Here is a 21,850-nt window from a genome sequence, read left to right on the forward strand (position 1 = left end):
GCGGACTATTCGGGCAGGTCGGCGGCGGGCACCGACGACTGCAGTGCGGCGACGCTCGAGGCGTAGACGTGGCCGCGCATCCGAAGGTCGGCGGCGACGGGGTCTTTCGACGCGATCGCGTCGAGCACGAGGTGGTGCTCGTGGGTCGAAGCCTCGAGCCGACCGGGCACCTCGATCGAGTTGAGCACGAGGCGGTGGTACGCGAGCTGGTTCATCATGAGCTCGTAGTGCTCGATGAGCTTCGTGTTGTCGGCGCCGCGGATGATCGTCGTGTGGAACTCGTGCACGAGCTTCGCGTAGGCGGCGTGGTCGTTCGCCGCGAGCGCCGCGTCGGAGTCGGCGACGTTGCTGCGCAGCAGTTCGAGCTGCGGCACCTCGCCGCGGCGGGCCATGAGCGCGGCGCCCATGCCCTCGAGCGCCTCCTTGAGCTGGAACATCTCGACGATCTCGCGCCGGGTTGGCACTCGCACGAACGTGCCGACGCGCGGGCGAATCTCGACGAGCCCCTCGTTCTCGAGCAGCTTGAGCGCCTCGCGAATCGGGGTGCGGCTCACGCCGAACTCGTCGGCGAGCGACGTCTCGGGCATCTGGTCGCCCGGCATGAATCGGCCGTCGAGAATCGCCAGGCGCAGCCGCGTGGCGAGCGGGAGCTGGCCGGATGCGGGCGCGGCAGCAGGGCGGGTCTCTTGCATACAAGAAGCGTAAATGCATACAAGACGACGTGTCAACCAACCCGCCAGATTCCCCGCATAGACCCGTTTTTACTGAGAAGTCGCGAAGGTGTTGACATCCGGAGATTGCACTCCATATGCTCTCTTGCATGCATGAACGCATCAAGGAAGCTGTCGTTACCGCATGGACCCGCGCCTGGGATTTCGGCGACGTCGATGCCTTCGACTCGATCTCATCCGACTCGTACACGCGCGTGAACTCCGCCACCGGCGGCGAAATGTCGCTCGCCGAGCTGAAGCAGATGGTGCTCGACGTTCGCGCGGGCCTCCCCGACATCGAGACCGTCATCGACCGCATCCTCGTCGACGGTGACCTGCTCGCCATCTACTGGCACACGACGGGCACGTTCACCGGCACCCTCGGCGAGGTTCCGGCCACCGGCAACCGCGTCGTCACCGCCGGCGCCAACCTGAGCTACCTCGAAGACGGCGTCATCGTGCGCGAGGAGGTGACGTGGGATACGAGCGCGCTGCTGCGCGACGCCGGTATCGCCTCGCTCGCCTCGGCCTTCGAGCCCGACCTCGCTCCCGAAGCGGCCGACGCCGATGCCGAGGCGCAGCTGCCCCGCGAAATGCTCAAGGCCTTCAACAAGCAGTTCATCTCGGGCGTCACGGTCGTCACCGCGTACGACGATGACAACCAGCCGCGGGGGCTCGTCGTGAGCTCGTACAACTCGGTGTCGCTCGACCCGCCGCTCGTGCTGTTCTGCGTCATGAAGACCTCGTCGACGTATCCGTTCCTGTTCCGGGCGAAGCACGTCGGCATCAACATCCTCAGCTCCGAACAGCACGACACCCTGCAGGTGTTCGCGAGCAAGGCGAGCGACAAGTTCGCGGGCCTCGACTGGCACCCGGGGCCCGAGGGCAGCCCGCTCATCGACCGTTCCGCCGCGATCATCGAAGTTGAGATCAAGGAACGGTTCCAGGCCATGACCCACACGGTGTTCATTGGTCGCGTGCATCACGCAGAGACGAGTGATGACGCACCGATCGTCTACAAGGCCGGCAAGCTGTACGACGGTCGCCAACTCGCGCCAATCGACGCGGCGTGACCCATATCCCACGAAGGGACCCCTCCATGTCAGATATCCGCACCGTGGTCGACCCCGCAATGGGCGACCCCGAGCCAGGTAACTTCAACCGCGTCCTCGAAGCCGGCGAAGAGTCGCCCGCGCAGGTCGACGCCGAGCGCAAGCGGCACCGCCCCGGCGTCGTCTTCTACATCTCCGTCAGCCTCGTCATCGCCTTCACGCTCTGGGCCGCGCTCGCGCCCACCTCGCTGTTCGACTCGATGACGGTCGGCATGAACTGGGCCGCCGAGTCGATCGGCTGGCTCTACCTCGTCGTCGCGCTCGGCTGCATCGGTCTGCTCGTCTACCTCGCGTGCAGCCGCTTCGGGCGCATCCGCCTCGGCCGAGAGGGCGACCGGCCCGAGTTCTCGACGCTGTCGTGGCTCGCGATGATCCTCTCGGCGGTCATGGGCATCGGCCTCATCTCGTACGGTGTCGCCGAGCCGATCATGCACTTCGCGGCGCCGCCGCACGCGCTCGCCGAGGCGGGCACGATGGACGCCGCGGTGCGCGCCCTGCAGTTCTCGTACTTCGACTGGGGCCCGCACGCGTGGGCAATCTTCGGCGTCTTCGGCCTCGCGATCGCGTACTCGACCCACCGCCGCGGCAACACGGGCCTCGTCTCGCCGATGCTGCGACCCGTGCTCGGCAAGCTCGTCGACGGCTGGGTCGGGAAGGTCATCGACATCTTCGCGATTCTCGCGACCCTCTTCGGCACCACGACGTCGCTCGGCCTCGGCGCCTCGCAGATCTCGGAGGGCCTCGAGCGCGTCATCGGGATTCCCTCGAACACGATCACGATGGTGCTCATCATCGCGGTCATCACCGTCATCTTCACGCTCTCCGCGCTGTCGGGCGTGAACCGCGGCATCAAGTACCTGAGCCAGATCACGATGAGCCTGTCGGTGCTGCTCGGCGTCTATGTGCTGTTCGCGGGGCCGACGAACTTCATCAGCAACGTGTTCTTCCGCTCGGTCGGCCAGTACCTCAGCGACTTCTTCCAGGTGAGTCTCTACACGCCCGCGACCTCTGACGACGTCGCGTGGATGCAGTGGTGGACCTACTTCATGATGGCCTGGTGGCTGAGCTGGGGCGCCTTCGTCGGCGTGTTCCTCGCGAAGATCTCGCGCGGCCGCACCGTGCGCGAGTTCGTCGCCGGCGTGCTCGGCGTGCCGAGCCTCGTGTTCTTCACCTGGTTCACGATCACGGGCGGCGCAGCGATCGCGATGGACATGTCGGGCAAGACCGACATCGCCTCGGCCGCGAACGAGGACATCAACTCGGCGTTCTTCGAGATGCTCGGCGGGCTCCCACTTTCGGGCGTGACATCGGTCATCGCGATCATCCTCGTCGTGCTCTACTTCGTCTCTGGCGCCGACGCGAACACGTACGTGCTCAGCATGCTCTCGTCGCGCGGCACCCTGAACCCGACGAAGCCGGTGCTCACGGTGTGGGGCGCGCTCACGGGCGTCGTCGCGCTGTTCCTGCTGCTCGCGGGCGGCCTCACGGCGCTCCAGCAGGCGGCGATGATCTCGGCGCTCCCGTTCACGATCATCGTCGCGCTGCTCGGCATCTCGCTCATCCGTGAGCTGCAGCGCGACCCGGCATTCGACTACACCCGCGACGTCACCCGCGGGGATGTGCGCACGCAGGCGATCCGCGTCGGCAAGTAGCGCAGGTGGATGGCCGCACGGCGTAACGAACGTGCGGCCATCCACATCTCGTCGTACGATGAGCAGCGAGTACACGTGCTCCGGGGTCGGTGAAAGTCCGAGCCGGCGGTAAAGTCCGCGACCCGCATCCTTCGGGATGTGGCTGATTCGGTGTAATTCCGAAACCGACGGTGAAAGTCCGGATGGGAGGCGCGCGGTATTTGACGTTGCTTGGCAATGTCGCGCAGTGCGTTGATCCCGGGGCGAACACCAACCGAAGGAAACCCCCGATGGACCGCACCCGACGCATCTGGCCGCGCCTCGCCGCGCCCGCCGGCCTCGCGGTCGCGCTGCTGTTCGCGTGGGAGTTCGCGGTGCGCGGCGGCCTCATCGCCGCCGAGTTCCTCCCCGCGCCGACCGACCTCGCGGGCCGCTTCATCACCGAGGTCACCTCGGGCCCGCTGCTCGAGTACACGCGCGTGACGCTGCTCGAGGCACTGCTCGGCACGCTCATCGCCGTGCTTGTCGCCGTGCCGGTCGGCTATCTCATCGCCCGCGTCGTGTGGGTCGACCTCGCCGTGACGCCGTACGTCACGGCCTCGCAGGCGATTCCGGCCGTCGCCCTCGCCCCGCTCCTCGCGCTCTGGATCGGCTACGGCCTCACCCCCATCGCGATCCTCTGCGCGATCGTCGCGTTCTTCCCGATGCTCGTCACGACCGTGCTCGGCGTGCGCGCCCTGCCGAGCGACGTCATCGAGGCCGCCCGCCTCGACGGCGCGAACTGGTGGCAGAGCCTGCTCTGGGTCGAGGCGCCGCTCGCGATGCCGAGCGTGCTCGCGGGCCTGCGCGCCGGCACCGCCCTGTCGATCACCGGCGCCGTCGTCGGCGAGTTCACGATGGGCGGCCGCGGCCTCGGCATGCTCCTCACCCTCTACCGCGACGCGAACGACACCGAGGGCCTGTTCGCGACCCTCGTCATGCTCGTGATTCTCGCGGTCGGCCTCTTCACGATTCTGCGCGTGCTCGAGGCCGTGCTCGCGTCGCGCTCCCGCGCCCGCACATCCGATTCCGCCCAGACTCCCGCCGACGACGAGTTTCAGCTCGTCGCCCCGGCCGCTGCCCAGTAACAAAGGACCCAATCGTGGCTCGCTCTCGACTCACCCGTTTCACGACCGCGGTCGCCGCGGCAACCGCCGCCGTGCTCGCGCTCGCCGGCTGCCAGGGCGGCGAGCCCGGCTCGACCACCGCATCCGGCGACACCCTAACGATCGGCCTCACCTACACGCCGAACGTGCAGTTCGCGCCGTTCTACGTCGCCGAAGAGCTCGGCTACTTCGACGAGGCCGGCGTCAACGTCGAGCTGCGCCACCACGGCGAGAGCGAAGACCTGTTTGGCGCGCTGAAGAGCGGCACCGAGCAGCTCGTGTACGCGGGCGGCGACGAGATCACGCAGGCGGTCGCGGGCGGCGTCGACATGCAGTCGGTCGCGACGCTCTACAACACGTACCCGGCCGTGCTCATCGTGCCCGACGACTCCGAAATCGAGTCGGCGGCCGACCTCAAGGGCCACTCGGTGGGCGTGCCGGGGCTCTACGGCCAGACCTACTTCGCGCTGCTCGCGATGCTTGCCGACGCGGGCCTCACCGACGCCGACGTCGACATTCAGGCGATCGGATACACGCAGCAGGCAGCGCTCACGGGCGACCGGGTCGACGCGGTGATGGGCTTCGCGAACAACGACGCCGTGCAGTTCGAGGCGAGCGGCTACGCGATTCGCACGATCGAGGCCGTCGACCCCGAGCATCCGAACCTCGTGGGCCCCGCCGTGTCGGCCGACGCGGCGACGATCGCCGACCGCGGCGACGACATCGCGGCCGTGCTCGAGGCGGTCGACCGCGCGATCGAGTACATCGAGCAGAACCCCGAGGAGGCCGTGGAGATCACGGCGAACTACGTGCCGACGCTCGGCAGCGACGAGGCGAAGGCGCAGGCCCTCGCGACGCTCGAGGCGACGATTCCGCTGCTCGCGCCGCTCGCCGACCAGCCGCTGCTCACGAACGACCCCGACACGTGGGCCGCGATGGCCGAGTTCATGCACTCGGCCGGGCTCATCGACACCGAGGTCGACGCCGAGTCGCTCTACACGAATGAGTTTGTGCCGGGCGAGTGACGCTGGCACCCGCGGAACCGGGCGACAATAGAAGCGATATGACCGAACAGCCTCCCACGCACGAGCTCTCGACCTGGGGCGTCGGCCCTTGGCAGGGCGAGTGGCCCGACGACGACCGCCTCGACCCCGAGCTGCTGCGCGAGGGCGACACCCGAAACGTCATCGACCGGTTCCGCTACTGGAAGATGTCGGCGATCATCGCCGACCTCGACACGACGCGGCACCCGTTCCACGTCGCGATCGAGAACTGGCAGCACGACATGAACATCGGCTCGATCGTGCGCAGCGCGAACGCGTTCGGCGCGAACACGGTGCACATCGTCGGCCGCAAGCGCTGGAACCGTCGCGGCGCGATGGTGACCGACCGCTATCAGCACGTCGTGCACCACGAGACCATCGCCGACTTCGCCGCCTGGGCGCGCGAGGCCGACCTACCGATTCTCGCGATCGACAACGTGCCCGGCTGCGTGCCGATCGAGACGACCGAGCTCCCGGAGCGCTGCGTGTTCCTGTTCGGGCAGGAGGGGCCGGGGCTCACGCAGGAGGCGATTGACGCCGCCGTACAGGTCATCGAGATCACGCAGTTCGGCTCGACCCGCTCGATCAACGCGTCGGCGGCGGCCGCCGTGACGATGCACGACTGGGTGCTGCAGCACACCTATGGCCGGAAGCCTTAGTCCTCAGCCCGTCGCCGTCGGCGTGACGGATGCGCCGGGCTCGGCCACGGCGAAGCACACGTAGTCGCGCTCCCCGGCGTTCCAGTCGGCCTCGAGCGGCCAGCGCACCTCGAGGTCGAACGCGGTGTCGTCGCCGAGCAGTGTCTCGCACGCGAGCACGGCACGCTGCGCGAGCACGTCGTCGCCGGGCCAGGCGTCGCCCTCGAGCTCGTCTTCGGGCACGACGTCGTCGATCGCGACGGTGCCGAGCACCTCGGCGGCGTGCGGGCCGGCGCAGTCGGTCGTCGCGTACTCGGCCTGCCAGGCATCCTCGAACTCGGCGAGGCAGGTGCCGGCCTCGGCGTCGAAGATGCTCGCCGCCTCGGTCGGCGTCGGGGTGGGCGCGGCCTCGGGCGTGCCGAAGGGTCGCCAGAGCCAGCCGACCACGAGCCCGACCGCGAGCGCGACGGCACCCGCGACCACGAGTATCCGCGCCGCCCGGCCCCGCGCCATGCGCTACGCCTCGGCGAGCCCGAGGTCGTCGAGGCCGATCGCGTAGCGGTACGGGTAGCCCGCTTCCTCGATGCGCTCGCCCGCGCCGGTCGCGCGGTCGACGATCGTGCAGACGCCGACGACGGTCGCGCCGGCCTTCTCGAGGGCAGCGGCGGCAGCGAGCGGCGAGCCGCCCGTGGTGGAGGTGTCTTCGAGCACGACGACGCGCTTGCCGTCGACGTCGGGGCCTTCGACCTGCTTGCCGCGGCCGTGGTCCTTCGGCTCCTTGCGCACGACGAACGCGTTGATCGGCTCGCCCTGCGCGACCGACTGGTGCAGCACGGCGTTCGCGAGCGGGTCGGCACCCATCGTGAGGCCGCCGACGGCGTCGGGCTCGAACTCCTTGAGCAGGTCGATGAGCACCTGCCCGATGAGGGGCGCGGCGCGGTGGTCGAGCGAGAGCTTGCGCAGGTCGATGTAGTAGCTCGCCTGCTTGCCGCTCGTAAGCGTGAAGTCGCCGTGGAAAACGGCCTCGTCAGAGATGAGCTGAATCAGTTGCTGTCGCGCGTCGGTCACGCCCCTAGCGTACTGGGCGCGGCGCCTGCCCGTTACGGTAGACGCATGCGCATCGCCACGTGGAACGTGAACTCAATCCGCACCCGCAAGGGCCGGGTGGTCGACTACCTCCAGCACGCCGACATCGACGTGCTCGCGATGCAAGAGATCAAGTGCAAGCCCGACCAGTTCCCGTACGAGGAGTTCGAGCAGGCCGGCTACGACGTCATCGCCCACGGCACGAACCAGTGGAACGGCGTCGCGTTCGCGTCGCGCCTGCCGATCGAGGACGTGCGTCAGGGCTTCGACGACATGCCCGGGTTCGGCAAGCCGCTCGACGACGGCTCGCTGCCGCTCGAGGCGCGGGCGCTCGGGGTCTCGATCGAGGGGCTGCGGCTCTGGTCGCTCTACGTGCCGAACGGCCGCGAGCTCGACAACCCGCACTACCCGTACAAGCTCGAGTGGCTCGGGGCGCTGCGCCGCGCCGTCGCGGCCCGCCGCGAGTCGCATCCCGAGGAGCCGCTCGCGATCATGGGCGACTTCAACATCGCGCCAGAAGACCACGACGTGTGGAGCATGGAGTTCTTCGAGGGCCGCACGCACGTCTCGCAGCCCGAGCGCGACGCGTTTCAGGCGTTCCTCGACGACGGGCTCGTCGACACGCTGCGCAGCCGCGGGGTCGAGGGCTACACGTACTGGGACTACCAGCAGCTGCGATTCCCCCGCAACGAGGGCATGCGCATCGACTTCATTCTCGGCACGCCCGAGTTCGACGAGCTCGTCGTCGACGCCGAGATCGCCCGCGACGAGCGCAAGGGCGACGGCCCGAGCGACCACGTGCCCGTGGTTGTCGACCTCGACATCGACACGGCGCTCGACGATGACGCGCCGATGATCTTCTAGGAGCGCCATGCAGCCGCTACCCGCATCCGGGCCACAGCCGACGTCGCCTCGACGCGGCCGGTTCGGCCGCACACTCGCGATCGCCGCGGTCATCGGCGTTGCGGTGGGATGCGGCGGCTACTTCGCGCTGCGGGGCCTCCTCCCCTCGGCCGGCCCCGCAGAGGCCACGCTCGCCGCGGTGCCCGAGCAGTGCCTGCTCGACGAGGCCGACTACGAGCTCGACGACGAGTCGATCGTGCTGCTCGACGACCGCAACGACGACTATTTCGGCATCCGCTCGCTCGCGAACTTCGGCTGCGCGATCATCACGCTCACCGACGACCCCGGCAACTGGTACGAGTTTCGCGAGGAGTTTCTCGTGAAGATGTCGGCCGACGACCTCCGCCTCGGCGAGTACGTCGTGAGCTTCGATGCCGACACGCAGTCGTTCCGAATCGAGGTCGCGTCATGAGCCGCGGCCAGCGCATCGCCGCCGTCGTGGCCGTGGTCGTCGCGGCCGCGGGGCTCGCGTTCGCGATAACGTTCGGCATCGCGATGCTCGCGGGCGGGGGACCTGCGACGATCACGCGCCTCGAGACCGCCGTGCAGATGTGCGACGCCCCCGACGACCCGTATCTCGCGCCGCAGGTCGAGCTGCGCGACGACGGCCGCGTGCTCGAGTTCACCCCCACGGCCGAGTTCGACGACGAGGTACTCATCGACTCGATGTGGCACTGCCTCAAGTCGCAGTCGGGGCTCTCGGACGACTACGAGCCGGGCGAGGTCGAGCACGGCGTGCGCGTGAGCGAGATCGACCCCGACGACGGCACGTTTACGATCGAGATCGTCGACGAGTAGCGGGCACGTCGTTCCGCGGATGGGCGGCGCTCATTCCCCGAGCGGATGCGCGCCGGCCACGCGGGCTGGTTGGCTGAGAGTCTGACCAGCACAGTGCCGGTTGAACACAGGGCCGGATGAACACAGGGCCAGATCACCACAGGAAGGAGCGGCGCATGGACATGCCACCGCTGCCACCGCTGCGACGCGCATCCGCCCCGCCGGCCGAGGCCGAGTCGTCGATCCCCGCGCCGCCAAGCTCCGCGTCGTCAACCCCCGCGCCGTCAACCCCGGCGCCCTCGCGCGACGCGAGCGGCTGGGGCACCCTCGAGAGCGAGCCCGCCGAGGCGACGCAGCCCACGACCCAGGACGCGCCCGCGCGCGACGAGCTCCCGCCGCTGCCCGCGCTCGCCGAGTCGTCGGCGCAGACGGAACCGGCCACGCTGGCCGAGCCCACCGCATCCGCCACCAAGCCGCGCCGCGGCGGCGTGACGCTGCCCGTGCTCATCGGCATCGGGGTCGTGGCGCTGCTCATCGGCGCCGGCGGCCTGCTCGGCGCCCGCACGTTCCTGCAGCCGTCGGCCCTCGAGTCGGTGCCCGAGCGCTGCCACCTCGCCGAGGGCGGCTACGAGCTCAGCGAGACGGCCCTCACGATTCCGGCCCCGGCCGACGTGAGCGCCGCGCCCCGGTTCGCCGGCGACGTCGCGTGCGTCGCGTACGTGCTCGGTGGCGAAGACACCCAGATCGAAGAGGGCGGCACGCTGCCCGACCTCGAGGGCCTCGAGGGCTACACGGCGACGATCGATCCCGAATCCGGCGACTTTACGGTGGAGCAATCATGAGCCACGAGACCAGCGCGAGCCCGAACCGCACGGCCACCCCGGCCCGCCGTTTCGGCGCGATCCCGATCGTCGCGACGGTCGTCGTCGGCCTCGCCGTCGGTGCCGGCGCCGCGTTCGGCGCGACGTCGCTGTTCGGCGGGAGCCCCGCATCCGCCCGACTCGACAGCGCCGTCGCCGCCTGCAGCGTCGCCGCTGGCACCCCGGCCGACGTCACGAACTTCGCGACGGTCACCGACGCGACGCACCTCGAGTACGTCGCGACCGGCGAGGTCGAGTCGGAGTCGGGGCAGAACGCGCACTACACGAACATGTCGTGCCTCATGTCGACGGTCGGCGTCGGCAAGCTCGAGTTCCCCGCGATTCTGCAGGGCCCGTTCGTCGTTGAGGTCGAGACCGAGCTGGCGACCGTGCACGTGACGGGCGACGACTTCGACAGCGCGACTCTCACGATTACCCTCACCTCCTAGTCCCCCCCCAGTTGAGTGGTCTGAAATTGCTGTTCTGAGGCCTCAAAACAGCAATTTCAGACCACTCAACTGGGGTTTTTCGGGGTTAGCAGTCGCGGGAGAGGGCCGCGTCGGCGATGTCGTAGGCGAGGTGCACGCGCACGTCGTTGTCTTGGCTGATCTCGGAGGCGGTCCAGAACACCGTCACCTGCCGCAGCCCGTCGGGGCTCGAGAGCGTCAGCGCGCGATAGCCGAGGCCCGAACCGAGGTGCCCGTACACGTATCCGGGCTCGCCGATCTGCACCGCGCTCGTGCCTGCGTCGTCGGTCGTGACGCTGCCAGAGCCCTCCTCGGGCTCGTCGGGCCAGTTCTCGGGAACGGATGGGCCGGGCGCCGCGGCGGGTGCTTCCGTCGGCGCCGCGCCGGTCGTCCCCTCCGCCTCGGGCGAGGCCCTCGGCTCGACGAGCTGCGAGTTGATGAGCGTCGGCTCGCTGTCACCGCACTGGTTGCCACGCGCCTGCACGCCGAGCCCATAGCCCTCGTCGTTGAGCCGCAGCATGTAGCCGACGAGCCGCGGCGACAAGATCTGCCCCGTGAGCAGCGCGCGCATGAACGTGCTCACGTCGGCCGGGGTCGATACGACGGCGCCGGCACCGGTCCACAGCGACGCGTCCTGCTCGGTAACGTCGATGCCAAGCCCCGACTCGACGACATAGCCGTGCAGCGAGTTGGTGGGGAGCGAGGTGCCCTCGGGGATGCTCGTGTTCGCGAGCCCGAGCGGGGTCGCGATGCGCTCGGCGAGCACCTCGGCGAGCGGCATGCCCGTGAGCTCCTCGATGAGCATCGTGAGCACGACATAGTTCGAGTTCGAGTACTCCCAGCCAGTGCCGGGGTCGAACAGCCAGTCCTGGCCGAGCGCGAGGTCGACGAGCTCCTCGTGGCTGCGCCCCTCTTCGAGGATGCTGATGATCTGCGTCGGGTCTTCGAGCGCGAGTGCCGGCACGTAGTCGGGCATGCCCGAGGTGTGCTGCAGCAGTTGCTCGACCGTGACGTCGCGCCCGCCGACGACGCCGGGCAGCACGTCTTCGATCGCGGTGTCGAGCGCGATCTCGCCGTCGTCGACGAGCTGCATCACGAGGGTCGCGACCATCGGTTTCGTGAGGCTCGCGACGCGGGATGCGTCGGTCGGTTTCGCGGGCAGCTCGCTGCGGGTCGACTGCACGCCGACGGCGCTCGACCACACCTCGTCGCCGTCGCGCACCTCGATCGTCACGGCCGGCGCACCGGCGTCGTGGAGGTCGTTCATGAGTGCGACGAGGTCGTCGGTCTCGAAGCTCGCGCTCTCGGTGGGGCGCAGCGGCACGGCGGTTGGCCCGGGCAGCGCCGAGCCGACGCAGCCGCTGAGCACGAGCGCGGCCACGGCGGCGGTCGCCGCCGAAACCCACCTCACGAAACTCGTTCTGCGCATCCACAAAATCGTGCCACGTTCGCTCGACCGCTGTGTGAACGCGGGCCGTCACGCGCGGCAATATCGGATGCGAGCGGGCGCCGGCAGGACTACGCTGGCTCGCGCCTCCTCCCCTATTCACGTTCCGAAAGGACCCCATGGCCACCCCGCGCAACGCGACGACGAAGCCCATCCACGACCTGCTGGCCGACCGCTGGAGCCCCCGCGGCTTCGACGCGAGCTTCGAGATCTCGACCGAGCAGATGCGCACGCTGTTCGAGGCGGCCCGATGGTCGCCGTCGGCGTTCAACGCGCAGCCGTGGGCGTTCATCGCGGGCCGCCGCGGCACCGACACGTTCCAGCACATCCACGACGGGCTGCTGCCGTTCAACCAGCTCTGGACGAGCCGCGTGTCGGCGCTCGTGCTCACGCTCGCGCAGGTCGTGCGCGATGGCGAGCCGTTCGCCACCGCGCACTACGACCTCGGCCAGGCGGTCGCGCACCTCACGTTCCAGGCCGAAGCCCTCGACATCGACGTGCACCAGATGACCGGGTTCGACCGCGAGAAGTTCGAGTTCGAGATTCCCGAGGGATACGAGATCGTCTCGGCGATCGCGCTCGGCCGCTACGAGGATTCCGACGAGATCCCCGAGAAGATCCGCGAGCGCGACGCGTCGCCGCGCTCGCGGAAGTCGGTCGAGGAGATCGTGCTGGTTCGGGACTAGCAGAGCCGCGGCTAACCGCCGCCCTACTCCTCACGCCGCTCGGCGTCGACCTGCAGCGAGCCGTGGTCGGAGGCCACGCGCACCCGCACGAGGTCGCCGTCGTGCACCTCGCCCGCGAGGATCGCCCGCGCGAGGCGGTCGTCGATCTCGCGCTGCATGAGGCGCCGCAGCGGCCGCGCGCCGTAGATCGGGTCGTAGCCGCGCTCGGCGAGCCACTCGCGAGCGCCGGCGTCGACGTCGATCGTGAGCCGACGGTCGGCGAGCCGGGCCTCGAGGCCGCGCACGTTGAAGCCGACGATGCGCGCGAGCTGGTCGCTCGTGAGCGCGTCGAACACGACGATTTCGTCGAGCCGGTTGAGGAACTCGGGCTTGAACGACTGCCGCACGACCCCCATGACCTCTTCGCGCTGCTGCTCGGGCGTGAGCAGCGGGTCGATGAGGAACTGCGAACCGAGGTTCGAGGTGAGGATGAGGATGGTGTTGCGGAAGTCGACAGTGCGGCCCTGGCCGTCGGTGAGGCGACCGTCGTCGAGCACCTGCAGCAGCACGTCGAACACTTCGGGGTGCGCCTTCTCGATCTCGTCGAACAGCACGACCGAGTAGGGCCGGCGCCGCACCGATTCGGTGAGCTGGCCGCCCTGCTCGTACCCGACGTATCCCGGAGGGGCGCCGACGAGGCGCGCCACCGAGTGCTTCTCGCCGTACTCCGACATGTCGATGCGCACCATGGCGTGCTCGTCGTCGAAGAGCAGGTCGGCGAGGGCCTTCGCGAGCTCGGTCTTGCCGACGCCGGTGGGGCCGAGGAACATGAACGAGCCGGTCGGCTTCGACGGGTCGGAGACGCCGGCCCGCGAGCGACGGATCGCGTCGGAGACCGCCGTGACCGCCGCATCCTGCCCCACGACGCGCTCGTGCAGCTCGGCCTCGAGGCCGAGCAGCTTCTCGCGCTCCGATTGCAGCAGGCGTCCGACGGGAATGCCGGTCCACGACGCGACGACCTCGGCGATGTCTTCTTCGGTGACGTGGTCGTTCACCATGCGCTCGCCCTGTTCGGCGGCCTCGGCCTCGTTCACCTGGCGCTCGAGGTCGGGAATCTCACCGTAGAGCACGCGGCTCGCGAGCTCGAGGTTGCCCTCGCGCTGCGCCCGGTCGGCACGGATGCGCGCGTCGTCGAGCTTCGTCTTCAGCTCGCCGACGCGGTTGAGGTCGCCGCGCTCGGCGTCCCACCGCGCCTGCAGGTCGTCGAGGCGCGTCTGCTCGGTCGCGATCTGCTCGCGGAGCTTCGCGAGGCGCTCCTTCGAGGCGTCGTCGTGCTCCTTCTTCAGCGCGAACTCCTCGAGCTTCATGCGGTCGAGGGCGCGGCGCAGCTGGTCGAGTTCGAGCGGCGACGAGTCGATCTCCATGCGCAGCCGCGAGGCGGCCTCGTCGATCAGGTCGATCGCCTTGTCGGGCAGCTGCCGCGACGTGATGTACCGGTTCGACAGCGAGGCGGCCGCGACGAGCGCGGCGTCGCTGATCGCGACCTTGTGGTGCGCCTCGTAGCGCTCCTTGAGCCCGCGGAGGATCGCGGTCGTGTCTTCGACGCTCGGTTCGCCGACGTACACCTGCTGGAACCGGCGCTCGAGCGCCGAGTCTTTCTCAATGAACTCGCGGTACTCGTCGAGCGTCGTCGCGCCGATGAGGCGCAGTTCGCCGCGCGCGAGCAGCGGCTTCAGCATGTTCGCCGCCGAGACACTCGACTCGCCGCCGCCGGCGCCCATGAGGGTGTGAAGCTCGTCGATGAAGGTGATGACGCGGCCCTCGCTCGCGACGATCTCTTCGAGCACCTGCTTCATGCGCTCCTCGAAGTCGCCGCGGTACTTCGCGCCCGCGAGGATCGCCGAGATGTCGAGCGAGATCACGTCTTTGTCGGCGAGCGACTCGGGCACGTCGCCGGCGACGATGCGCCGGGCGAGGCCCTCGACGACGGCGGTCTTGCCGACGCCGGGCTCACCGATGAGGACGGGGTTGTTCTTCGTGCGCCGGGTGAGCACCTGACTGATGCGCCGAATCTCGCTGTCGCGCCCGATCACGGGGTCGAGCTTGCCCGAGCGGGCGATGTCGGTGAGGTTCACGCCGAAGCGTTCGAGCGCAGATTTCGACTCCTCGTCGGGAGCCTGTGCGCCTTGCATGTTGGCCATTGCGATCTCCTTCCGCTGGCCTGGTCTGGATGGGCGACTCGCGCCGGTCGCGCACCTCGCGCGCCGAACCTGAGCCGATCTGACTCAAGTTTACGACTTTTCGCAGGTTACGCAAGGATTCGAAACTGGGAAACCGACGGCGCGACACGCCACGGCCACCCGCACCGGCGCCAAGTCGTTCACCTTTTGTTAACCTTGAGTTCAAGCAACGGACACTCGTTGCCGCTGCCGCACCGTCGCGGCAGCCGTATCCACTGCCACACGGCATTCCGTAGAAGGAGGCGACATCACATGGCTGAAATCATCGGCAAGATCGGTCGCGAATCCGACGGCTACCGGGTCGTGTTCGAAATCGACTCACGATTCAGTCGCCGCGAGATCTGGCGCGCGATCAGCGACCGCACCGCCCTTGCGTCCTGGCTCGGGAAGTTCTCCCACGACCTCGCGAAGGGCACCGCGTTCACGGTCGAGTACCTGAACGACAACGACTACCGCATCGAGGGCGAGGTGCTCGAGAACTCGACCCTGCGCACCCTCGACTACACGTGGAAGTTCGGCGACTACCCGGCCTCAAACGTGCGCTTCGACCTCGAGAACGGGCTCATCTCGGGCACCCGCGTGCGCCTCACGGTGTCGGGCCTCGACAACGCCGACGTCGTTCGCGCCGCCGCGACCTGGCACGCCCAGCTCGAGTTCCTGCGCTCGCGCCTCAACCACGCCGAGGTGCCGGCGTACGCGCTCCGGTTCCGCCGCGACGAGCTCGTCGAGCCCTACCGCCTGCAGGTGGAGCGCCTCGGCAGCGAGCCCGACGCGACGAACACGGTGACGCCGAGCCGCCCGGCACGCAACAACCCCATGGTGTCGGTGCTGCACTCGCACGCCTACCTCGCGTAGCAGCTCCCCTCCCGGCGTCGCGCGCGTCAGTGCCGCGCGTGGCGTTCGGTGAGGCGGCGCACCGCGAGCGCCGGAATCGTCAACCAGTCGGGCCGGTGCCGCGCCTCGTAGATCACCTCGTAGATCGCCTTGTCGAGCTCGTACGCGACGAGCACCGACTCGATGTCCTCGGCGCCGATCTCGGCACCCGACTGCGCGCCGAGCGCCGCGAGCCCATCCGTGTAGCCCTGCAGGAACGACGCGCGCGCCGAGTCGGCCCACGCCCGCGCGACCTCGCGGCCCGCGCGCACCGAGAGCGCGCCCGAGACGTAGTCGAACGACCGCAGCATGCCCGCGAGGTCGCGCTGCGGCACGTCGGGCGAGTTGCGTTCCGCGAGCGACCGCAGCGGCTCGCCCTCGAAGTCGAGCAGTACCCAGCCGCGGTCGGGCACCGCGAGCACCTGGCCGAGGTGGTAGTCGCCGTGGATGCGCTGCAGCGACGGCCACGTCGCCCGCCGCGCGCGCTCGTACACGTCGTCGACCGCGTCGACGAGTGACTCGAGCTCGGGAAGCTCGCGCACCGCGACGCCGAAGCGGGCGCGCATCTGCTCGACCGCCTCGTCGACGTCGTCCTGATCGGGCGCGACCTGCGGCATCACCCGCGCGAGCGTCGCGTGCACCTCGGCCGTCGCCTCGCCGAGCGAGTGCGCGAGCTGCGAAAAGTCATCGCCGGCCTCGGCTGCGCGCAGGGCGACGCGCCAGGCGTCCTCGACGCCCGCGAAGAACTCCTGCGCGAACGCGAAGTGGCCCTGCAGCTCCCCCGCGTCGGGGTCGTGCCACGTGCCCGAGACCTGCCCGAACGTCGGCGGCACCCGCAGCGAGCCCGCCGCCGCGAGCGCGGTCTGCAGCGTCACGTCGGGATTGTCGCCGCCGTGCAGCGTGCGGAACACCTTGATGATGAGGGGCACCGCGAGCTCGCCGTCGTCGTCGCGCAGGTCGCAGATGATCGACGTGTTCGACTGCTCGCCGCTCAGCACGCGCGACGACGCGAAGCGGTGCGCGTGCGCGCCCGGCATCGGCTGGCCGTACGCCTCGGCCGCGCCCTCGCCCGCGCCGATCGAGCTGCCCTCGTCGGCGATGAGCCCCATGAGCGCCCGCGCGAAGGCGGGGTCGTGGGGGCCGTCGACGAGCGCGGCGCGGTCGCCGTGTTCGGTCGCGGCGCCGATGTAGCCGAGCGGCTCGACGTCGGCGTCGATGTCGCGCACAACGAGCGGCACCTGGTAGGTCTGGGGCCGCTCGGCCGCAGCGTCGCGCACGAGCGCGACCGTGATCATCCGCACCCCCGAGTCGTGCTCGGAGGCGCGCAGCTGATAGCTGCCGAGCAGCTCGAGGCGCCCCGGGCGCGACTCCCCCGCGAACCAACGCTGGTTCGGGAGCCAATCGCTCAGCAGATCAAGAACTTCAGACATCTCGTGATTCCTCGCTGGGTAGACGTGCGCGAACGCAGGCACGCCCAAGCGTAGTTGGCGCCCGCGGGAATGCCTCCAGGCTTCCCGGCGCCGCGCGTGCCGAGGTGGAATAAACTGGTCGCTATGGCACTGCCACAGGTATGCGTCACGTACCTCCTGCGCGACGGCGCGCAGGGCACCGAGGTACTGCTCGGGCGCAAGAAGCGCGGGCTCGGGGTCTCGAAGATCGTCGGGCTCGGGGGCAAGCTCAACTCGGGTGAGCATCCCCGCATCGCCGCGGTGCGCGAGATCGAAGAAGAGGCGAATCTCTTCGTCGACCCGGGTCAGCTGCGCCACGTCGCGCTGCTCACCTACATCTTCGGCAGCAAGCCCGCGCTCTCGCAGGAGTCGTGGGTGTACCTCTGCCGCGATTGGATCGGCGAACCCGCCGAGAGCGACGAGGTCGCGCCCACCTGGTTTCCGCTCAGTGACCTGCCGCTCGACAGCATGTGGTCGGATGCCCAGTACTGGCTGCCGCGCGCGCTGCGCGGCCAGTTCATCCGCGCGAGCTACGTGTTCGGCGCCGACCTGCACACGGCGGTCGCGTCCGACGACCCGTCGGCGGGGCTGCCGCGCCTCCCACCGCCCGGAACGCTCGGCGACGACTAGCGTCGCGTCGTCAGCGTCACCGTGAACTTCGGGGTGCGCGCGAGCTGGCGCGTGGGGCCGACGATGCGCTCGAGGTGCTCGCGGTGGCGCAGGTGCGAGTTGAACACGGTAACGAGCTGGCCGCCGTCGCGCAGCACGCGGGCGGCCGCGCGGAACAGGTCGTTCGCCATGCCCTGCTGCACCTCGTGGCCGTCGTGGAACGGCGGGTTCAGCAGCACGAGCTCGCTCGAGGCATCGGCGAGGCCCGCGCCCGAGGTCGCCCGCACGACCTCGATGCGGTCGTCGAGCCCGTTCGCGCGGGCGGTCGCCGCCGCCGAGGCGCACGCGGCCCAGCTGCGGTCGGTCGCGACCACGCGCGCCGCCGGATGCTCGCGCGCAAACCAGGCCGCGAGTATCCCCGTGCCGCAGCCGAGGTCGACGACGTCGGCCGCGTCGAGCTCGGCCGAGCAGAGCGCCTCGATGAGGGCGCGCGTGCCGAGGTCGAGGGTCGGGCCCGCGAAGGCGGCGCCGTGCGCACACACCTCGAGGTCAAGGTCGCGGATGCGCGCCTCGCGCGGGTAGGTCGGTTCGCCGCCACGCCTCGGCAGGGTCGCGACGAGGGCCCGCGCCTTGCGGTGCCCGCGAGTCGCCCGCACCTCGCCGAAGTGTCGGGCGAGCTGCTCGTTCATCGAGCGGTTCAGGAACTTCTCGCGACCGCCGAGGATGAGCGTCACGCCGTCGTCGGCGTGGGCCGCCGCGACCTCGGCGAGCTCGTCGAGTTCGGCGAGCGACTTCGGCAGGCGGCCGGCGATGACGGTCGCGCCCGCGAAGAGCGAGGCGTCGAGGGCCGAGACCTCATCAACCTCTGCTTCGAGCCCGGCGAGCGCATCCGCCGCGAAGCCCGTGTCGCTGAACGCCCGGATGCGCGCCCCGGCTGCCCGCCCGGCCACGGCCGCGAGCGCGCGGGCGAACTCGCCGTCGGCCGTCTCGACCGTCGCAATCGACGCTCCCGAGCCCGCCCCCGAACCGGCGCCAAGCGCCCCGAGCGTCTCGAGCTCACCGAGCACGACCTCCACCACCGCATCCGTCACCCGGCAAGCTTCCCACGTCGCATCTCCACATGCCGTTAACCGGCGCCCGTAGCATGGGAGGAGTTTCCGCATCCGGTCGGTGAACCCCCGCCGCCCGGGTGCGGCACTCGAGTGACATCAGGAGAACACGTGAAGATCGCAATCCTCGGCGGCGACGGCTTCTGCGGCTGGCCCACCGCCCTGCACCTGTCGAATGTCGGACACGACGTCGTCATCGTCGACAACCTCTCGCGGCGACGCATCGACGAGGAGCTCGGCGCGAACTCGCTCACCCCGATCGCGCCCATCGAGGAACGCATCGCGGCGTGGAAGGAGGTGTCGGGCAAGGAGGTCACCTTCGAGCAGCTCGACGTCGCCCAGGACTACGACGGGCTCGTGCAGCTCATCACCGACCAGGAGCTCGACGCGATCGTGCACTTCGCCGAGCAGCGGGCCGCCCCGTACTCGATGAAGTCGCCCACCCACAAGCGCTACACCGTCGACAACAACGTCAACGCGACGAACAACGTGCTCACCGCGATCGTCGAGTCGGGCCGCGACGTGCACCTCGTGCACCTCGGCACGATGGGCGTGTATGGCTACGGCACCGCCGGCATGAAGATTCCCGAGGGCTACCTCGACATCGAGGTCGTGAGCGACGAAGACGAAGACGGCAACAAGGTTGAGCCACACCGCGTCGGCCAGCAGATTCTCTACCCGACGAACCCGGGCTCGGTGTACCACCTCACGAAGGTGCTCGACCAGAACATGTTCGCGTACTTCGCGAAGAACGACCGGCTGCGCATCACCGACCTCCACCAGGGCATCGTGTGGGGCACGAACACCGCCGAGACCGCGCTCGACGAGCGCCTCATCAACCGCTTCGACTACGACGGCGACTACGGCACGGTGCTCAACCGATTCCTCATGCAGGCCGCCGTCGGCTACCCGCTCACGGTGCACGGCACGGGCGGGCAGACGCGCGCGTTCATCCACATTCAAGACACGGTGCGCTGCATCGAGATCGCGCTCACGAACCCGCCGAAGGCGGGCGACCGGGTCATGATCTTCAACCAGATGACCGAGACGCACCGCGTGCGCGACCTCGCCGAGCTCGTCGCGAAGATCGCGGATGCGCGGGTCGAGAACGTGCCGAACCCGCGCAACGAGGCGGCCGAGAACGAGCTCCACGTGCGCAACGACACGTTCCTCGACCTCGGGCTCAACCCGACGCGCCTCGCCGAGGGCCTGCTGCTCGAGGTGACCGAGATCGCCGGCAAGTACGCCGATCGGGCCGACCGCTCGAAGATTCCGGCGACGTCGCTCTGGACCGCGAACCAGCAGGCGGGCGTGCCCGCCTCGGTCGCCGCCGACGCCAAGTAGCCCCGCGTGCGCATCGCGCTGTTCACCGAGGTCTTCCTCCCGAAGATCGACGGGGTCGTCACGCGCGTGCTCCGCTCGGTTGAACAGCTGCGCGACCTCGGCCACGAGGTGCTCATCTTCGCGCCGGGTGACGTGCCCTCGAACTACGCGCAGCAGCGCGTCGTGCACGTCAACTCGGTGCCGATGAAGCCCTGGTACCCCGAGCTGAAGCTCGGCATCGCGACGCCGAATATCGCGCGCGAGATGGAGCAGTTCGCGCCGCACGTCGTGCACCTCGTGAACCCGGTCGTGCTCGCGGCGTACGGCGCGCTCAGCGCCGCGCGCCGCGACCTGCCGATGCTCGCGAGCTTCCACACCGACACTCCGAAGTACGCGGATGCGCTCGGGCTCGGCGCGATCCGCAAGGCCGGCACGGCGTACCTGCGGCGCATCCACAACCTCGCCGAGGTGAACCTCTGCACGTCGCCGCAGATGGTCGAGCGGGCCGAGGCCCTCGACTTCGAGCGCGTCGACCTCTGGCCGAAGGCGATCGACACCGACACGTACCGGCCCGTCGCCGCGTCGCGCGAGGCGCGCATCCTGCTCACCGACGGGCACCCCGACGACAAGCTCATGGTGTACGTCGGGCGCATGTCGAAAGAGAAGAACCTGCGGGCGCTGCTCGAGCCGATTCGCCGGCTCGGGCCCGAGGGCGTGCGGCTCGCGATGGTCGGCTCGGGGCCTGACCGCGACGAGCTTGAGCGCGAGTTTGCCGGCACGAACACCGTGTTCACGGGGTATATGGCGGGGCCCGCACTCGCCGCGGCGTTCGCGTCGGCCGACGTGTTCGCGTTCCCCTCGACCACCGAGACGCTCGGGTTTGTCGCGCTCGAGTCGATGGCGTCGGGCGTGCCCGTCGTCGGGGCGCGGGCCGGGGGCATCCCCTTCGCCGTCACTGAGGGGAACAGCGGGTTGCTGTTCAACCCCGACTCGGCCGGCGACTTCGAAACGCAGCTGCGGCGCCTGCTGTTCGACGACGAGCTGCGCGAGCAGTTCGGCCGGCAGGCGCGTGAAGAGGCGCTGCGCAGTTCGTGGCGGGCCGCCACCGAGCGGCTCGTCGAGTTTTACGAGCTCGCGATCGACCGCCACTGGCGTCGCGCGAACGACCTCAGCAGCTACTCGATGCCGATGCGGCTGTTCGGCAAGCCGCTACCCCGGCCGACCGATCTGCCGCGCGGCCTCACACATCGCTGACGCCGGCGCGTACTACTCGGGATGCACGCGCACCGCGCTGCGGGATGATCTTCGCCGCTCGCTGGTTGGCAAGCCCGGCCGCGGCGCGCATCCGCCCCATAGGCTGGCTGACGTTGTTGAGAACGAGACACCTCCCGAGATAGGAACACTATGAACATCAAGCTTCGCCGCCTCGCCGTCGTCCCGATGATCGGCGCCGCGCTCGCCCTGACCGCCTGCTCGGGTGCCGCCGAGCGTCCCACCGCCGACGAGCTCAAGGACGCCATGATCGAGCAGGTCGGCGACAGCGTTCCCGGCCTCGACGACGCGCAGCAGGACGAGTTCTTCACCTGCGTCGCCCAGGGCATGGTCGACAGCGACCTCTCGGACGAGACCCTGAACAAGGTCAAGAACGACGACCAGGGCTCCTCGGAGGAGCAGAGCGAGGTCACCGAGGTCGTCACTGAGATCTCGACCGACTGCGCCACCGACATCCTCGGCGGCTAGTTCCCACCCCTTGCGTCTCGGCGC

General features: G+C 69.5%; 23 protein-coding genes and 1 riboswitch. Of the genes, 16 read left to right on the forward strand and 7 right to left on the reverse strand.

The window, feature by feature from the left end:
* Nucleotides 1–5: 5 nt before the first annotated feature.
* Nucleotides 6–692, reverse strand: a complete 687-nt coding sequence (locus G328_RS0103650; RefSeq protein WP_019617990.1) for a GntR family transcriptional regulator — start codon at nt 690–692, stop codon at nt 6–8.
* Between the two features lie 128 nt (nt 693–820).
* Between G328_RS0103650 and G328_RS0103655 the strand changes: the two genes are divergently transcribed.
* From G328_RS0103655 to G328_RS0103675, 5 genes are all read left to right on the forward strand, one after another.
* Complete coding sequence (locus G328_RS0103655; protein WP_019617991.1) at nt 821–1,783, forward strand: flavin reductase; 963 nt, start codon at nt 821–823, stop codon at nt 1,781–1,783.
* Between the two features lie 26 nt (nt 1,784–1,809).
* Nucleotides 1,810–3,474, forward strand: coding sequence for a BCCT family transporter (locus tag G328_RS0103660; RefSeq protein ID WP_019617992.1), 1,665 nt, complete (start codon nt 1,810–1,812; stop codon nt 3,472–3,474).
* 72 nt (nt 3,475–3,546) lie between these two features.
* A riboswitch (FMN riboswitch) is annotated at nt 3,547–3,672 on the forward strand.
* Nucleotides 3,673–3,743: 71 nt separating this feature from the next.
* A complete protein-coding gene (locus tag G328_RS14045) occupies nt 3,744–4,580 on the forward strand; it encodes an ABC transporter permease (protein ID WP_019617993.1) in 837 nt (278 codons plus the stop codon).
* Nucleotides 4,581–4,594: 14 nt separating this feature from the next.
* Complete coding sequence (locus tag G328_RS0103670; RefSeq protein ID WP_019617994.1) at nt 4,595–5,623, forward strand: ABC transporter substrate-binding protein; 1,029 nt, start codon at nt 4,595–4,597, stop codon at nt 5,621–5,623.
* Nucleotides 5,624–5,661: 38 nt separating this feature from the next.
* Nucleotides 5,662–6,300 (forward strand): TrmH family RNA methyltransferase, encoded by a 639-nt coding sequence (locus tag G328_RS0103675; protein WP_019617995.1) that lies wholly within the window; start codon nt 5,662–5,664, stop codon nt 6,298–6,300.
* Between the two features lie 3 nt (nt 6,301–6,303).
* Here G328_RS0103675 and G328_RS0103680 read toward each other — a convergent pair whose 3' ends face one another.
* Complete coding sequence (locus tag G328_RS0103680; protein WP_083919533.1) at nt 6,304–6,792, reverse strand: septum formation family protein; 489 nt, start codon at nt 6,790–6,792, stop codon at nt 6,304–6,306.
* Between the two features lie 3 nt (nt 6,793–6,795).
* Nucleotides 6,796–7,347, reverse strand: coding sequence for an orotate phosphoribosyltransferase (gene pyrE / locus G328_RS0103685; RefSeq protein WP_019617997.1), 552 nt, complete (start codon nt 7,345–7,347; stop codon nt 6,796–6,798).
* 45 nt (nt 7,348–7,392) lie between these two features.
* Between pyrE and G328_RS0103690 the strand changes: the two genes are divergently transcribed.
* The 5 genes from G328_RS0103690 (at nt 7,393) to G328_RS0103710 (ending at nt 10,354) form a co-directional block, all read left to right on the forward strand.
* Nucleotides 7,393–8,229 carry an exodeoxyribonuclease III gene (locus tag G328_RS0103690; RefSeq protein WP_019617998.1) on the forward strand — a complete coding sequence of 279 codons (837 nt, stop codon included), beginning with the start codon at nt 7,393–7,395 and terminating at the stop codon, nt 8,227–8,229.
* A 7-nt stretch (nt 8,230–8,236) separates the two neighbouring features.
* On the forward strand, nt 8,237–8,680 hold the full coding sequence (locus G328_RS0103695; protein WP_019617999.1) for a hypothetical protein: 444 nt from the start codon (nt 8,237–8,239) through the stop codon (nt 8,678–8,680).
* On the forward strand, nt 8,677–9,066 hold the full coding sequence (locus tag G328_RS0103700; RefSeq protein WP_019618000.1) for a hypothetical protein: 390 nt from the start codon (nt 8,677–8,679) through the stop codon (nt 9,064–9,066). Before G328_RS0103695 ends, G328_RS0103700 begins: the two co-directional genes overlap by 4 nt.
* A gap of 155 nt (nt 9,067–9,221) precedes the next feature.
* Entirely contained in the window at nt 9,222–9,887 is a 666-nt protein-coding gene (locus G328_RS0103705) for a hypothetical protein (protein WP_019618001.1), read from the forward strand.
* A complete protein-coding gene (locus G328_RS0103710; RefSeq protein ID WP_019618002.1) occupies nt 9,884–10,354 on the forward strand; it encodes a hypothetical protein in 471 nt (156 codons plus the stop codon). Before G328_RS0103705 ends, G328_RS0103710 begins: the two co-directional genes overlap by 4 nt.
* Nucleotides 10,355–10,439: 85 nt before the next feature.
* Here G328_RS0103710 and G328_RS14050 read toward each other — a convergent pair whose 3' ends face one another.
* Complete coding sequence (locus G328_RS14050) at nt 10,440–11,801, reverse strand: serine hydrolase domain-containing protein (protein ID WP_110463766.1); 1,362 nt, start codon at nt 11,799–11,801, stop codon at nt 10,440–10,442.
* Nucleotides 11,802–11,938: 137 nt separating this feature from the next.
* Between G328_RS14050 and G328_RS0103725 the strand changes: the two genes are divergently transcribed.
* The gene (locus tag G328_RS0103725) at nt 11,939–12,505 is read left to right on the forward strand and encodes a nitroreductase family protein (RefSeq protein WP_019618004.1); all 567 of its coding nucleotides are present in this window, start codon (nt 11,939–11,941) and stop codon (nt 12,503–12,505) included.
* A gap of 23 nt (nt 12,506–12,528) precedes the next feature.
* Here the strand turns inward: G328_RS0103725 and G328_RS14055 are convergent, their stop codons facing one another.
* The gene (locus G328_RS14055) at nt 12,529–14,685 is read right to left on the reverse strand and encodes an ATP-dependent Clp protease ATP-binding subunit (protein ID WP_019618005.1); all 2,157 of its coding nucleotides are present in this window, start codon (nt 14,683–14,685) and stop codon (nt 12,529–12,531) included.
* 291 nt (nt 14,686–14,976) lie between these two features.
* On the opposite strand from G328_RS14055, the gene G328_RS0103735 reads away from it, so the two are divergent.
* Nucleotides 14,977–15,579 carry an SRPBCC domain-containing protein gene (locus G328_RS0103735; protein WP_019618006.1) on the forward strand — a complete coding sequence of 201 codons (603 nt, stop codon included), beginning with the start codon at nt 14,977–14,979 and terminating at the stop codon, nt 15,577–15,579.
* A gap of 26 nt (nt 15,580–15,605) precedes the next feature.
* Here G328_RS0103735 and G328_RS0103740 read toward each other — a convergent pair whose 3' ends face one another.
* Nucleotides 15,606–17,027 (reverse strand): maltokinase N-terminal cap-like domain-containing protein, encoded by a 1,422-nt coding sequence (locus tag G328_RS0103740; RefSeq protein ID WP_019618007.1) that lies wholly within the window; start codon nt 17,025–17,027, stop codon nt 15,606–15,608.
* A gap of 123 nt (nt 17,028–17,150) precedes the next feature.
* On the opposite strand from G328_RS0103740, the gene G328_RS14060 reads away from it, so the two are divergent.
* Nucleotides 17,151–17,675, forward strand: a complete 525-nt coding sequence (locus tag G328_RS14060; protein WP_019618008.1) for an 8-oxo-dGTP diphosphatase — start codon at nt 17,151–17,153, stop codon at nt 17,673–17,675.
* Here G328_RS14060 and G328_RS14065 read toward each other — a convergent pair.
* Nucleotides 17,672–18,745 (reverse strand): class I SAM-dependent methyltransferase, encoded by a 1,074-nt coding sequence (locus G328_RS14065; RefSeq protein ID WP_187325725.1) that lies wholly within the window; start codon nt 18,743–18,745, stop codon nt 17,672–17,674. The genes G328_RS14060 and G328_RS14065 overlap by 4 nt on opposite strands.
* Nucleotides 18,746–18,874: 129 nt before the next feature.
* Here G328_RS14065 and G328_RS0103755 point away from each other — a divergent pair, with 129 nt between their 5' ends.
* The 3 genes from G328_RS0103755 to G328_RS0103770 all read left to right on the forward strand — a co-directional run bounded on the left by G328_RS0103755 (nt 18,875) and on the right by G328_RS0103770 (nt 21,826).
* Complete coding sequence (locus tag G328_RS0103755) at nt 18,875–20,107, forward strand: NAD-dependent epimerase/dehydratase family protein (protein WP_019618010.1); 1,233 nt, start codon at nt 18,875–18,877, stop codon at nt 20,105–20,107.
* Between the two features lie 6 nt (nt 20,108–20,113).
* Nucleotides 20,114–21,340: a glycosyltransferase family 4 protein gene (locus tag G328_RS0103760; protein WP_019618011.1), complete on the forward strand. Its 1,227-nt coding sequence runs from the start codon at nt 20,114–20,116 to the stop codon at nt 21,338–21,340.
* Between the two features lie 150 nt (nt 21,341–21,490).
* The gene (locus tag G328_RS0103770) at nt 21,491–21,826 is read left to right on the forward strand and encodes a hypothetical protein (protein ID WP_019618012.1); all 336 of its coding nucleotides are present in this window, start codon (nt 21,491–21,493) and stop codon (nt 21,824–21,826) included.
* The last annotated feature ends 24 nt before the right edge of the window (nt 21,827–21,850 follow it).

Source organism: [Zimmermannella] faecalis ATCC 13722 (assembly GCF_000381765.1).
GTDB classification, from domain to species: domain Bacteria; phylum Actinomycetota; class Actinomycetes; order Actinomycetales; family Microbacteriaceae; genus Gulosibacter; species Gulosibacter faecalis.

Coding starts and splice junctions, on each gene's coding strand:
- G328_RS0103650 (WP_019617990.1), bottom strand. CDS start 692: ATGCAAGAGACCCGCCCTGCTGCCGCGCCCGCATCCGGCCAGCTCCCG.
- G328_RS0103655 (WP_019617991.1), top strand. CDS start 821: ATGCATGAACGCATCAAGGAAGCTGTCGTTACCGCATGGACCCGCGCC.
- G328_RS0103660 (WP_019617992.1), top strand. CDS start 1,810: ATGTCAGATATCCGCACCGTGGTCGACCCCGCAATGGGCGACCCCGAG.
- G328_RS14045 (WP_019617993.1), top strand. CDS start 3,744: ATGGACCGCACCCGACGCATCTGGCCGCGCCTCGCCGCGCCCGCCGGC.
- G328_RS0103675 (WP_019617995.1), top strand. CDS start 5,662: ATGACCGAACAGCCTCCCACGCACGAGCTCTCGACCTGGGGCGTCGGC.
- G328_RS0103680 (WP_083919533.1), bottom strand. CDS start 6,792: ATGGCGCGGGGCCGGGCGGCGCGGATACTCGTGGTCGCGGGTGCCGTC.
- G328_RS0103690 (WP_019617998.1), top strand. CDS start 7,393: ATGCGCATCGCCACGTGGAACGTGAACTCAATCCGCACCCGCAAGGGC.
- G328_RS0103695 (WP_019617999.1), top strand. CDS start 8,237: ATGCAGCCGCTACCCGCATCCGGGCCACAGCCGACGTCGCCTCGACGC.
- G328_RS0103700 (WP_019618000.1), top strand. CDS start 8,677: ATGAGCCGCGGCCAGCGCATCGCCGCCGTCGTGGCCGTGGTCGTCGCG.
- G328_RS0103705 (WP_019618001.1), top strand. CDS start 9,222: ATGGACATGCCACCGCTGCCACCGCTGCGACGCGCATCCGCCCCGCCG.
- G328_RS0103710 (WP_019618002.1), top strand. CDS start 9,884: ATGAGCCACGAGACCAGCGCGAGCCCGAACCGCACGGCCACCCCGGCC.
- G328_RS14050 (WP_110463766.1), bottom strand. CDS start 11,801: ATGCGCAGAACGAGTTTCGTGAGGTGGGTTTCGGCGGCGACCGCCGCC.
- G328_RS0103725 (WP_019618004.1), top strand. CDS start 11,939: ATGGCCACCCCGCGCAACGCGACGACGAAGCCCATCCACGACCTGCTG.
- G328_RS14055 (WP_019618005.1), bottom strand. CDS start 14,685: ATGGCCAACATGCAAGGCGCACAGGCTCCCGACGAGGAGTCGAAATCT.
- G328_RS0103735 (WP_019618006.1), top strand. CDS start 14,977: ATGGCTGAAATCATCGGCAAGATCGGTCGCGAATCCGACGGCTACCGG.
- G328_RS0103740 (WP_019618007.1), bottom strand. CDS start 17,027: ATGTCTGAAGTTCTTGATCTGCTGAGCGATTGGCTCCCGAACCAGCGT.
- G328_RS14060 (WP_019618008.1), top strand. CDS start 17,151: ATGGCACTGCCACAGGTATGCGTCACGTACCTCCTGCGCGACGGCGCG.
- G328_RS0103770 (WP_019618012.1), top strand. CDS start 21,491: ATGAACATCAAGCTTCGCCGCCTCGCCGTCGTCCCGATGATCGGCGCC.